At 35.2% G+C, this 10,851-nt stretch carries 14 protein-coding genes and 5 tRNA genes; 1 reads left to right on the top strand and 18 read right to left on the bottom strand.

Features of this window, described 5'->3' with window-relative positions:
• Nucleotides 1-75 precede the first annotated feature (75 nt).
• The 13 genes from rplL to KDE13_RS05120 all read right to left on the bottom strand — a co-directional run bounded on the left by rplL (nt 76) and on the right by KDE13_RS05120 (nt 5,110).
• A complete protein-coding gene (gene rplL / locus KDE13_RS05180; protein ID WP_018136211.1) occupies nt 76-453 on the bottom strand; it encodes a 50S ribosomal protein L7/L12 in 378 nt (125 codons plus the stop codon).
• Nucleotides 454-472: 19 nt separating this feature from the next.
• Nucleotides 473-958 carry a 50S ribosomal protein L10 gene (gene rplJ, locus KDE13_RS05175; protein WP_212143023.1) on the bottom strand — a complete coding sequence of 162 codons (486 nt, stop codon included), beginning with the start codon at nt 956-958 and terminating at the stop codon, nt 473-475.
• A gap of 155 nt (nt 959-1,113) precedes the next feature.
• Complete coding sequence (rplA, locus tag KDE13_RS05170) at nt 1,114-1,815, bottom strand: 50S ribosomal protein L1 (protein ID WP_212140931.1); 702 nt, start codon at nt 1,813-1,815, stop codon at nt 1,114-1,116.
• A 60-nt stretch (nt 1,816-1,875) separates the two neighbouring features.
• The gene (gene rplK, locus KDE13_RS05165) at nt 1,876-2,301 is read right to left on the bottom strand and encodes a 50S ribosomal protein L11 (RefSeq protein WP_212140930.1); all 426 of its coding nucleotides are present in this window, start codon (nt 2,299-2,301) and stop codon (nt 1,876-1,878) included.
• Nucleotides 2,302-2,312: 11 nt separating this feature from the next.
• Nucleotides 2,313-2,843 carry a transcription termination/antitermination protein NusG gene (nusG, locus tag KDE13_RS05160; RefSeq protein ID WP_212140929.1) on the bottom strand — a complete coding sequence of 177 codons (531 nt, stop codon included), beginning with the start codon at nt 2,841-2,843 and terminating at the stop codon, nt 2,313-2,315.
• A gap of 11 nt (nt 2,844-2,854) precedes the next feature.
• Nucleotides 2,855-3,034, bottom strand: a complete 180-nt coding sequence (gene secE, locus KDE13_RS05155; protein ID WP_212140928.1) for a preprotein translocase subunit SecE — start codon at nt 3,032-3,034, stop codon at nt 2,855-2,857.
• A gap of 14 nt (nt 3,035-3,048) precedes the next feature.
• Nucleotides 3,049-3,124: transfer RNA gene (locus KDE13_RS05150), tRNA-Trp, on the bottom strand.
• Nucleotides 3,125-3,139: 15 nt separating this feature from the next.
• Entirely contained in the window at nt 3,140-3,298 is a 159-nt protein-coding gene (gene rpmG / locus KDE13_RS05145; RefSeq protein ID WP_212140927.1) for a 50S ribosomal protein L33, read from the bottom strand.
• A 49-nt stretch (nt 3,299-3,347) separates the two neighbouring features.
• Nucleotides 3,348-4,547 carry an elongation factor Tu gene (gene tuf / locus KDE13_RS05140; protein WP_212140926.1) on the bottom strand — a complete coding sequence of 400 codons (1,200 nt, stop codon included), beginning with the start codon at nt 4,545-4,547 and terminating at the stop codon, nt 3,348-3,350.
• A 71-nt stretch (nt 4,548-4,618) separates the two neighbouring features.
• Nucleotides 4,619-4,693, bottom strand: a tRNA-Thr gene (locus KDE13_RS05135).
• Between the two features lie 120 nt (nt 4,694-4,813).
• Nucleotides 4,814-4,890 (bottom strand) — tRNA-Gly (locus KDE13_RS05130).
• 10 nt (nt 4,891-4,900) lie between these two features.
• Nucleotides 4,901-4,985, bottom strand: a tRNA-Tyr gene (locus KDE13_RS05125).
• A gap of 49 nt (nt 4,986-5,034) precedes the next feature.
• A tRNA-Thr gene (locus KDE13_RS05120) sits at nt 5,035-5,110 on the bottom strand.
• 142 nt (nt 5,111-5,252) lie between these two features.
• Here KDE13_RS05120 and KDE13_RS05115 point away from each other — a divergent pair.
• Nucleotides 5,253-5,462 (top strand): hypothetical protein, encoded by a 210-nt coding sequence (locus KDE13_RS05115; RefSeq protein ID WP_212140925.1) that lies wholly within the window; start codon nt 5,253-5,255, stop codon nt 5,460-5,462.
• Here the strand turns inward: KDE13_RS05115 and KDE13_RS05110 are convergent.
• The 5 genes from KDE13_RS05110 to KDE13_RS05090 are packed head-to-tail and all read right to left on the bottom strand — an operon-like array spanning nt 5,459 to nt 10,848.
• Entirely contained in the window at nt 5,459-6,085 is a 627-nt protein-coding gene (locus KDE13_RS05110) for a transglutaminase-like cysteine peptidase (RefSeq protein ID WP_212140924.1), read from the bottom strand. The genes KDE13_RS05115 and KDE13_RS05110 overlap by 4 nt on opposite strands.
• The gene (locus KDE13_RS05105) at nt 6,078-6,710 is read right to left on the bottom strand and encodes a response regulator transcription factor (RefSeq protein ID WP_212143022.1); all 633 of its coding nucleotides are present in this window, start codon (nt 6,708-6,710) and stop codon (nt 6,078-6,080) included. Before KDE13_RS05105 ends, KDE13_RS05110 begins: the two co-directional genes overlap by 8 nt.
• Nucleotides 6,711-6,722: 12 nt before the next feature.
• Nucleotides 6,723-7,232, bottom strand: a complete 510-nt coding sequence (locus tag KDE13_RS05100; protein ID WP_212143021.1) for a DUF5416 family protein — start codon at nt 7,230-7,232, stop codon at nt 6,723-6,725.
• A complete protein-coding gene (locus KDE13_RS05095) occupies nt 7,232-8,707 on the bottom strand; it encodes an HlyD family type I secretion periplasmic adaptor subunit (protein WP_212143020.1) in 1,476 nt (491 codons plus the stop codon). The genes KDE13_RS05100 and KDE13_RS05095 overlap by 1 nt, the downstream gene beginning before the upstream one ends.
• Nucleotides 8,708-8,709: 2 nt before the next feature.
• Nucleotides 8,710-10,848, bottom strand: coding sequence for a type I secretion system permease/ATPase (locus tag KDE13_RS05090; protein ID WP_212140920.1), 2,139 nt, complete (start codon nt 10,846-10,848; stop codon nt 8,710-8,712).
• Nucleotides 10,849-10,851 lie beyond the last annotated feature (3 nt).

The raw sequence follows: 10,851 nt of genomic DNA, 5'->3' as shown, positions 1-10,851 counted from the left end.
CCTTTTAAAAAGGCGTCTAAATTTAAAAAAAGAGAGAGCATTGCCCTCTCTGCGATTAATAACTTCAAGTTGAAATTATTTAAGCTCGACTTTAGCACCAGCTTCTTCAAGCTCTTTTTTAGCTGCCTCAGCTTCATCTTTGCTGATGCCCTCTTTAAGAACAGATGGGGTTCCCTCAACTGCATCTTTTGCCTCTTTAAGACCAAGACCCGTAAGAGCTCTAACAACCTTAATAACGTTGATTTTTTTATCACCTGAATCAACTAAAACTACGTTAAATTCAGTCTTCTCTTCAGCTGCCTCAGCAGCACCGCCAGCTACAGCACCGCCAGCTACCATAACTGGAGCAGCACTTACACCAAATTTCTCTTCAAACTCTTTTACAAGTTCACTTAACTCTAATACTGAAAGGTTAGAAATAAATTCTAATACATCTTCTTTAGTAATTGCCATTTTATTATCCTTCTAAATTTTATGCTGATTGTTCTTTTTTCTCTCTAAGCGCATTTAGTCCAATTGTGAAATTTTGGATAGGCGCATTCCAAACTTGCAAAAGCATACCAAGAAGCTCATCACGACTAGGCATTTTAGAAAGAGCGACAACTTTTTCAGCTTTTGCAACCTCTCCATCGATATATGCTGTCTTAATTTTAAAAAGCTCAGAATTACTCTCTTCAAATTTAACAACAACTTTTGTTACAGCTAGTTGATCTTCACCCCAAACGTAGATATTTGTATCTTTTAGATCCAATCCACTTTTTTCTACATTATTAAGAGCTATATTAGCGAGTGTATTTTTGATAACTTGAACTTTTACACCTTGCTCTCTAGCAGCATTTCTTAAAACTTCAAGTCTTTTAACACTTAAACCGCGATAATCACAAACAACAATCGCTTGTGCTTCTTTAAATTCATTTTCAAGATTAGCTATAACTTTCGATTTTTCGTTACGTGTCATATTACTCCTTTCCGACCGGTGATTTCAAGCAGAGTGGGTCGAATCAATTAAGCCCTAAGGCCTCGGCTATCTCCAATCTAAGATAAAAATCTAAATACTAAAGTATTCACATTTTTAGCTTAAATTTAAAAGAGCCTCTAAAGAGGCTCATAAATCTATTTTAGATCCATAACTTCTTGAGTATCAAGTGCAATAGACGGACTCATTGTTAATGACAATGTAGCATTTTTAACATATCTACCTTTTGCTGTAGCCGGTTTATGTTTGTTTATAGCTTTTATAAAAGTTGAAATATTTTCAACGAGTTGCTCTTTACTAAAGCTTACTTTACCAAGACCAGCGTGTATATTTCCTTGCTTATCAACACGGAAATTTACCTGACCGCTCTTTGCATTGTTAACGGCTTGAGCTACGTCCATAGTAACTGTGCCTGTTTTTGGATTTGGCATAAGACCTTTTGGTCCAAGGATACGACCGACTTTACCAACTAGCCCCATTAAATTTGGTGTTGCTATAAGAACATCAAAGTTCATAATACCCTTTTGAATATCCTCTACAAGCTCATCAGAACCAACTATATCAGCACCAGCAGCCTTAGCCTCATCAGCTTTAGCATCTTTTGCAATGACTGCAACACGAACAGTCTTGCCTGTCCCAGCTGGTAATACTACCGAGCCACGAACCATCTGGTCTGCATGTCTTGGATCAACATTTAGTTTAAGAGCAATCTCAACTGTCTCATCAAATTTAGCAGATGATAAAGTTTTGATAGTATCTATCGCCTCTGTAAGATTATAAATTTTATTTGCATCTACTTTTTTTAGTAACTCAGCAAATCTTTTAGTAGTTTTTCCCATTAAATTCTCCGCATTTTAAAGTGCTTCCGTCTTATGTTAATCAACCCGACGGTAAAGGTTTTAGTCTATTACTTCGACACCCATTGAACGAGCTGAACCAGCAATGATCTTAGCCGCTTGCTCTTTATCTTTTGTATTTAAATCTGCAAGTTTTTTCTCAACTATCTCTAAAACTTGAGCTTTTGTAAGTTTACCAACTTTGTTTTTTAAAGGGTTATCTGTTCCTTTTGCTATACCAGCAGCTTTTTTTATAAGGTCTGTTGCAGGTGGTTGCTTTGTAATAAATGTAAAGCTTTTGTCAGCATAAACAGTTATAACTACAGGGATATTAAACCCCACCATATCTTTTGTTCTTTCGTTAAATGCTTTACAAAATTCCATAATATTTACACCCTTTTGACCAAGTGCTGGACCAACTGGAGGGCTTGGATTTGCCTTTGTAGCAGCAATTTGTAATTTAATTTCGCCTATAACTTTCTTAGCCATAAACTTTCTCCTTAGATTATCTTCTCAACTTGTGAATATAAAATATCAACTGGTGTGCTTCTACCAAATATCGAGACATTTAGACGAAGTTTTCCATGAACCATATCGTATTCTTCTACAATACCTGTAAAGTTTGCAAAAGGACCATCTATTATTCGAACACTCTCACCTTCTTCAAAGAAGATTTTTGGTTTAGGTGCAGCACGTTTTTCTACTTTTTCCAAAATTGTATTAATATCTTTATCGCTTAAAGGCGTAGGCTTTTTTTGCTCACCTATAAATCTACTAACTTTTGGCAAGGACTGAATTTTATGCCAAAGAGCAGTATCAAGATCTAATAGTGCAAAAGCATAACCTGGATAAAGAGTTCTCTCATTTATCTTTTGTTTTCCATTTTTAATCTCTATGACATCTTCAGTAGGAACTATAACATTCTTTAACCGATCTTCAATACCATGATCTTTTACTAAATTTTCAATACCTCTTTTAACAGCCATCTCACTACCAGCATAAGTCTGAATAGCATACCACTTATGTGCCATCTTACAATTCCTTATATTATTTTAGAAAGCGTAAATGACATAATCGCATCAACTAACGCCAAAAAAAGTGATACTACTGCAACTACGATAAAAACTGTAATAAAAGCATTTCTTACTTGCTCTTTGGTAGGAAATATAACTTTTAAAATTTCAAGCTTAGATAATTTTATATAATTTATTAATTTTTCCATTTTTAACCTTATTATGGCAGGGCAAGAGGGATTCGAACCCCCAACCATTGGATTTGGAATCCAGTGCTCTACCGTTGGAGCTATTGCCCTAATGGTATTAGCCCATTAACTTTTTAATTTTACTTCTTTGTGAATAGTATGTTTTTTAAGTCTTGGGCAATATTTTTTAAGCTCTAACTTTTCTGTCATAGTCTTACTATTTTTAGTTGTAGTGTAGTTTATATCACCACTTTCAGAACATTTTAAACCAACTTTAACTCTCATCAATTTTCCTTAAAATTTAAAGAGCGAATTTAATCGCTCTTTATTTGAATTATGCAAGTATTTTAGAAACAACGCCTGAACCAACAGTTCTACCACCCTCGCGGATCGCAAAACGTGTACCTTCTTCAAGTGCAACTGGAGCGATAAGCTCAACAGAAATTCTTATATTATCACCAGGCATAACCATCTCAGTTCCTTCTGGAAGTGTAATAGAGCCTGTAACGTCAGTTGTTCTAACATAAAATTGTGGTCTATAATTATTAAAGAATGGAGTGTGGCGTCCACCTTCTTCTTTAGTCAAGATATAAACTTCACCTTCAAATTTTGTATGAGGAGTTATTGATTTTGGCTTACATAAAACCATACCACGCTCAACATCCTCTTTTTTAGTACCTCTTAATAAAACACCAACATTGTCGCCGGCCTCGCCTTGATCCATCTCTTTTCTAAACATCTCAACACCAGTAACTGTTGTTGTTTGAGTGTCACGGATACCAACAATCTCAATAGTGTCACCAACCTTTACAACACCTTTTTCGATTCTACCAGTAACAACTGTTCCACGACCTGATATTGAGAAAACATCTTCGATAGGCATCAAGAAGTCTTTATCAGTTGCACGAGTTGGAGTTGGTATATAGCTGTCAACTGCAGCCATAAGCTCCATAACTTTTGCTGACCACTCACCATCTTGACCTGCTTTAGCCTCTTCAAGAGCTTTAAGTGCAGAACCAGCTATAATAGGCGTATCATCGCCTGGGAAGTTATATTCGTTTAAAAGCTCACGAATTTCCATCTCAACTAACTCTAAAAGTTCAGCATCATCAACCATATCAGCCTTATTCATAAATACAACTATATATGGAACGCCGACTTGGCGAGAAAGTAGAATATGCTCTCTAGTTTGTGGCATCGGACCATCAGCAGCAGAAACAACTAGTATCGCACCATCCATTTGAGCCGCACCAGTAATCATATTTTTAACATAGTCGGCGTGTCCTGGACAATCAACGTGAGCATAGTGGCGATTTTCTGTCTCATACTCAATGTGTGAAGTAGCGATAGTTATACCACGCTCTTTCTCTTCTGGAGCATTATCGATATTATCATAATCTTTAAGCTCAGCAAGACCTTTTCTTGAAAGAACAGCAGAAATGGCAGCTGTCAAAGTTGTTTTACCGTGGTCAACGTGACCAATGGTACCTATATTTACGTGTGGCTTGTTGCGTGAAAATTTTTCTTTAGCCATCTTATCCTCCGTTATGATATGTGTTTCATCAAATAAAAATTTATATTAAATTTAGCTTCTCACAAAATACGTGGAGCTCATAGCGGGACTTGAACCCGCGACCTCTTCCTTACCAAGGAAGTGCTCTACCTCTGAGCCATATGAGCGATGAACACTCGGCTGAGATGACTAAATAACAATATAAACAACTAACTGGAAACATTAAATACTGAATAAACTGCAGGTATAATTATATATTACAGCTCCCAGTTTCAGTTTCCAAATTCTGGAGCGGGAAACGGGGCTCGAACCCGCGACCCTCAGCTTGGAAGGCTGATGCTCTAGCCAACTGAGCTACTCCCGCAATAGCATTATGGTGGTGAGACGTGGATTCGAACCACGGAAGACATAGTCAGCAGATTTACAGTCTGCCCTCGTTGGCCACTTGAGTATCTCACCCTTTAAAATAAAATTGCTTGGTATTTCTGGTCAAACACTGTTACAAAAATGGAGCTGGTGAACGGACTTGAACCGCCGACCCACTGCTTACAAGGCAGTAGCTCTACCAACTGAGCTACACCAGCACCAAAGTTGTGAAGTGGCAATTATATCTCAAAACAAAATAAATGTCAAGGATATTTTATCATATATATAAAATTTTATGATTTTAACTATTCTTAAACGATAAATTCATATAATTATAAAAAATTTATTAAGGATATGAATATGCAATTTCTACCTTGGGTTATCATTTTAGCACTCATTTACATTATGTATTTTATTATGGTTCGTTATGAAAAACGCATAGTAACACTTTCAAAACTGATAGAGCAAAATAATGAAAAGATAAAAGAAAATCGTGAGCTTATTAACCACAATAGATCTTTAATAGAACAAAATAAAAAACAATCAAAAGATATAAATTTAGAAGATTAATTCTTCCAAAAAATTTCTTTTTTTTCTTTTTCTAGTAGCTTTTCATAAGCTACTATTTTGATATTTGCAGGTTCTAAATTTATGCCATCTTTTTTAAATTTATAATACTTACCTCCCATAAGGCAATAATCGACCTTTATGTCGTACCGCTTAGAAAGAGGTAAGACTTTAAAACTTAAATTATCAAGAATAAGTGGCTCATGTTTGGCATCTTCCCAAACAGCCAAGACCATATGATAAGAGCCTGAAAATTTATCTTTTACGACTAAAAGGCAACTTTGATTATCTATGCCGAGATCTTTTAAACTATCTCTTTTTGCTATGGCATACTCTTCACAATCGCCACCACCACGACGCAAAAACTCTCCACGAGTACTCCAAATGTCAATATTTGTATTATAAAAATCATCGTATCGTGGCATAAGTGTGTTAATATAAGAATTTATAAGCTCCAACTTTCTTATAAAACTTTCATTTTTTATATTTTTTAGATAATTGGCATAGTGATTTAATATATTCTTACAACGCTGATCTTTACAGGCTGATAAATTTTGAGATGCCAATTCAAAATTGATGGCAAATAACTGACAGCAAAATATTAAAATTATAAAAATTTTAGGCATTTGCAAGTTTTTGCATAAATAGCACCAACCCTATCCTATCTTTGACACCAAGCTTACTATATATAGATGTTATATGTGCCTTGACAGTTCTTAGAGTTGCATCTATATTGTCAGATATTTCTTGATTTGTTAAACCTTTATATATAAGATCAGCAACCTCTTTTTCACGACTTGTAAGTACATCTAGACTATCATTTTTTGTAGAATTAATGTTCTCGTATGAATTTGTAAGCTCAACTATCATCTCCTGGACAAACTCTGGATAAAGCCATACGCTACCATCTCCTATAGCCTTAAATGCATCTTTGAAATGGATCTCTTGCATATGTGAGTTCGCGTAGCCCTTTATACCAAGTGCAAGCATATATTTACCTTGAATAAAATTTGGTTCATTTGCAAGGATAAAGATTTTGGTATTAGGAAATTTTAGACTTAATTCATCTAAATTTCCTTTTATATCATCCTTTATCGTATCAAAATCTATACCAGCTATTTCAACTTTATAGTCTCTAAGCACATTCAAAAAGTCCTTTTTATTGTGTGCAAATTTAACATTTTTACCAAGAGAGTAACTTCTCCACAAATTGTTTAGAGAACCATTTTTTGTAAATAGAACAATCTCCATCTTTTATCTTCCTTAATTTGTAAATATTTTATTATACACTATTTTATCATTTATGTATATAATAATATTTTTATTACTATTAATTTTTGAATCAAAATCACATTCGAGTGTTGACAAAAACGACACTACACTATCCCTATCTGTATCTAAAAATATACTCATTTCAAAGCTATCATTTGTTATAGCGTATCGATATGGCACATTTAAAGTAAGATTATCGAGATCAAATTTAAAATTATCATTAGTCTCGTTGTAGCCTTTTATGACTATTTTTATGCTTTTTATGATCTTATCTTCAATTTTTATCTCATCTGTGTCAATAGACCAAACATCTCTTTGTATATCAGAGATTTGATAAAAATTTTTAGTGCAATCAGCGAAAATAAACTGCTCTATCTCATCACTAACTAGATCACAAATTTCACTATTTTGAATGATGACAAAATTTTCTATGCTTCTTGTTGGTAATATCTTATATGTTGAAAAACAACCATCATAATAAGCATTTTTTGAATCTACCATTACCTCTCCGTTAATGCATTATGCTTTGCTTTTAATATAGGTTTTAGTAAATAATCAAGTATCGTTTTCTTGCCAGTAATAATATCAGCCGAAACTATCATACCAACCTTTATACGAAGTGGCTTTGCCTCACTGCCAAGATAGTTTTTCTCAGTCTCTATACGCACTAGATAGTAACTCTCTCCGGTCTTTTCATCTGTTTCAGTATCGGCACTTATCTGTGTTACGTTGCCATCTAAGCCACCATAAATACTAAAATCATACGCTGTAAATTTAACAACAGTTGGTAATCCAGGACGCAAAAATGCAACATCGGCAGGTTTGACTTTGACTTCTGCGACTAGCTTATCTTCAAGTGGCACTATCTCAGCAATGCTCTCACCTGGTTTTATAACACCAGAAACAGTATGCACCATCAACTTACTAACGATACCATTTACAGGTGAACGTACATATGTTCGCTCGACTCTATCGCTTAAATTTATCTGCGATTCGTTTATCCTAGCTATCTCTGCTGAAACTTCATTTAGTTCTTTTTTAGCATTGTTTTTAAATGCAAGTTTACTTTCGGTTATTTTATTTTGTGCCTCTTTTATGGTTGATTCCACACGTGGTACCGATAGTCTTGCAGCATCAAGTTCACCCTTTAAACCACTTAATTGCCTTTGCAGTTGAAGGTACTCAACCTCACTTACAAGACCTTTTTTAAATATCGGATCCATTATATCTTTCTCTTTAAGCATAAGGCTATAACTTGTTTGAGTCTGTGATATTTTATTATAAAGCTCATTTAGCTCACTTTGACGCTGACGAATTTGCTCTGAAAGTATGCCAACTTGCTCATCAAGTTGAGCCATATTTGAGTGATATAAACTAAGCTCATACATTATCGCTTTTGAATTATTTGTATCACGCGTCGCATTGTATTCAAACACTTTATCATTAGCCTCTGCATCAAGCCTTAAAAATTTAGCTTGAAGCTCATCAAGTCTTAGCTTGGATTCGCCATAACTACTTGAAAAATTTTTATTATCTAGACGCAATATAACCTGATCTTTTTTAACCTCGTCACCCTCTTTGACTAAAATTGCCTCTACAATACCGCCTTCAAGGTTTTGAATGGCTTGATTTTTACCAGATGGTATGATCTTGCCATTGCCACGTGTTATCTCATCTATCTCGGCATATGAAGCCCAAAGTATTAGCCAAAAGCAGGTAAATGCAACCGTATATAAAATTTTCTTAGAATTTGATGGCGTTTTTGCCAAAACTGCCTCAGAAAGACTTGACATAAATTTAAGATCTTGTGAGTCGTACCCTTTTGTTTGCAATCCAGCCCTAATATCTTTTACGGCGTTATAAACATTATTGCCTATTCTTTCACGCTCTGACACGTCTAGCTGCAGTTTTTGACTATCTTGATCTTGTGTCACTTCAGATGGCTGATTTTCGTTATTTTTTATCTCTTCACTCATTGTTATTTCCCACTAAGCTTTTGTAATACTTCATCTCTTGAGCCATCAAGCAAGATTTTGCCATTATCTATCACGATTAATCGATCGACTAGGTCAAGCAATGACATCCTATGCGTTATAAGCAACATCGTCTTATTTGCCATACTTGCTTTTAAATTTTGCTTTAATTTATTTTCTACAGTATTATCCAGCGAATTTGTTGGCTCATCAAGCAATATAATTGGACTATTCAGCAAAAATGCCCTTGCCACGGCAATACTTTGACGTTGTCCACCGCTTATACCATCGCCACGTTCAAGCACAGGCATATCAAATCCAAGTGGATGAGCATTTATATACTCATCGACACCGCTTATTTTTGCGGCTTTAATAATCTGCATATCATCAACATATGGTGCTTTTTGTACGATATTTTCACGAACTGTGCCTTTAAATAGTATAACATCTTGTGGCACATAGCCAATATTGCGTCTTAGATCGGCTGGATCGATCTGATTTATATCGATACCATCTATCAAAACAGAGCCTTCTGTAGGAGAATAAAGACCCAAAATAAGCTTTTGAAGTGTGGTTTTACCAGAGCCGTTTTTGCCTATTATACCGACTTTTTCACCAGGTTGAATAACAAAACTAACGCGATCCAACGAGCCTTTTGTAGTTTCTGGGTATGTAAAGCTAACATTTTTAAATTCTATCTTACCATCAAAGGAATTTCGTCTGACAAACTTTTTACCTTCTGGACGCTCAACTGGCATCTGCATAATTTTACTAAGGCTTTCATATGCATTTTTAGTCTGTTCAAAATTTGCAGCCAATGCCGCTACTTGCCCCATAGGAGCGATCGCTCGTGAGCTAAGCATAACGGCAGCAATAAGCCCTCCCATCGTAAGCTCAGTCTCTTTTATCATATACACACCAAGAACAATAATGGCAATAGTGTTTAGCTGCACCAAAAATGACGTTATTGTTGTGATCGAAGTTGTTATCATTTTTGATTTTATGCTACGATTTGCTATCTCACCAGTCGCCTCCTCCCAGCTCCACTGGACGTGCCCACTAGCACCAAGTGTCTTTATAGTCTCAAGTCCGCTCAAACTCTCTATCAAAATTCCATTTTTCTTAGCAGATGCTTCAAATGTGCTTTTTATCGCATTTTGAAGTGAATCTTTTATAAAAAATGTATAACATAAGATAATCAGGATTGTTATCACTGGCACAACAACTAAATATCCGCCTATAAAATATGTAACTGCTAAAAAAATAACAGCAAATGGGAGATCAACTAATGCCGCGATAGAGGCCGATGAGAAGAAATTTCTAACAGTATCAAATTCTTTTAAGTTACTAGCAAATGATCCTACAGACTTTGGTTTATTGCTAAATTTCATATCCATAACCCGCTCAAATAGCATTGAACTCATTATAATGTCGCTCTTTTTACCAGCAACTTCTAAAAAATACGAGCGGACAAATTTTAAAAATAAATCTATACCGTAAACAACAACTACGCCAAGTGCAAGAACCCAAAGCGTTTCTATTGCGTTATTTGGCACAACACGATCATAAACATTCATTGTAAAAAGTGGACTGGCTAGAACAAATAAATTTATAACAAGACTGGCTAAAATAACATCAAAATAAATTTTTCTTGAACGCTTTAAAGTACCCCAGAACCAATGATCTTTTCCAGCATCTATTAGATGTGTCGAACTATTGTCCTCTGGGACAAATTCGCGTTTTAGATAGTATGCATAGCCTAAATGCTCTTCTTTTAGCTGATCAATATCAATAGTGCTAGTTCCAGTTGATATATCTGGCGTAATAATAGTCGCTTTGGTCCTATCAGGACTTATACTCTGTAATATACAAGCACGTTTACCACGTAGCATAAGTATACAAGGCAGAACAAGCGGAGAAATCTCATCTATCTGCTTCCTAACAAGTGTCGAAACAAATCCAGCTCTTGCTGCTGCACGAGAAAATAATGACTTTGAACCATTTAAAGAAAATAGCTCAATCTCTTCACCTTCTTGCACTGGAAGTCCAATGGTAAGGGCATCTGCACTATATGGGTTATTATGCAGTTTAGTAAATATTACTAAACATTCAAGCAACTCGTCTTTTATCTTTTCATTTTGCATTTT

The sequence above is a fragment of the Campylobacter anatolicus genome (assembly GCF_018145655.1).
GTDB classification, from domain to species: domain Bacteria; phylum Campylobacterota; class Campylobacteria; order Campylobacterales; family Campylobacteraceae; genus Campylobacter_A; species Campylobacter_A anatolicus.
The sequence above is the reverse complement of the archived record's forward strand: the minus strand, read 5'-3'. Positions and strand labels throughout refer to the sequence as shown.

Coding starts and splice junctions, on each gene's coding strand:
- rplL (WP_018136211.1), bottom strand. CDS start 453: ATGGCAATTACTAAAGAAGATGTATTAGAATTTATTTCTAACCTTTCA.
- rplJ (WP_212143023.1), bottom strand. CDS start 958: ATGACACGTAACGAAAAATCGAAAGTTATAGCTAATCTTGAAAATGAA.
- rplA (WP_212140931.1), bottom strand. CDS start 1,815: ATGGGAAAAACTACTAAAAGATTTGCTGAGTTACTAAAAAAAGTAGAT.
- rplK (WP_212140930.1), bottom strand. CDS start 2,301: ATGGCTAAGAAAGTTATAGGCGAAATTAAATTACAAATTGCTGCTACA.
- nusG (WP_212140929.1), bottom strand. CDS start 2,843: ATGGCACATAAGTGGTATGCTATTCAGACTTATGCTGGTAGTGAGATG.
- secE (WP_212140928.1), bottom strand. CDS start 3,034: ATGGAAAAATTAATAAATTATATAAAATTATCTAAGCTTGAAATTTTA.
- rpmG (WP_212140927.1), bottom strand. CDS start 3,298: ATGAGAGTTAAAGTTGGTTTAAAATGTTCTGAAAGTGGTGATATAAAC.
- tuf (WP_212140926.1), bottom strand. CDS start 4,547: ATGGCTAAAGAAAAATTTTCACGCAACAAGCCACACGTAAATATAGGT.
- KDE13_RS05115 (WP_212140925.1), top strand. CDS start 5,253: ATGCAATTTCTACCTTGGGTTATCATTTTAGCACTCATTTACATTATG.
- KDE13_RS05110 (WP_212140924.1), bottom strand. CDS start 6,085: ATGCCTAAAATTTTTATAATTTTAATATTTTGCTGTCAGTTATTTGCC.
- KDE13_RS05105 (WP_212143022.1), bottom strand. CDS start 6,710: ATGGAGATTGTTCTATTTACAAAAAATGGTTCTCTAAACAATTTGTGG.
- KDE13_RS05100 (WP_212143021.1), bottom strand. CDS start 7,232: ATGGTAGATTCAAAAAATGCTTATTATGATGGTTGTTTTTCAACATAT.
- KDE13_RS05095 (WP_212143020.1), bottom strand. CDS start 8,707: ATGAGTGAAGAGATAAAAAATAACGAAAATCAGCCATCTGAAGTGACA.
- KDE13_RS05090 (WP_212140920.1), bottom strand. CDS start 10,848: ATGCAAAATGAAAAGATAAAAGACGAGTTGCTTGAATGTTTAGTAATA.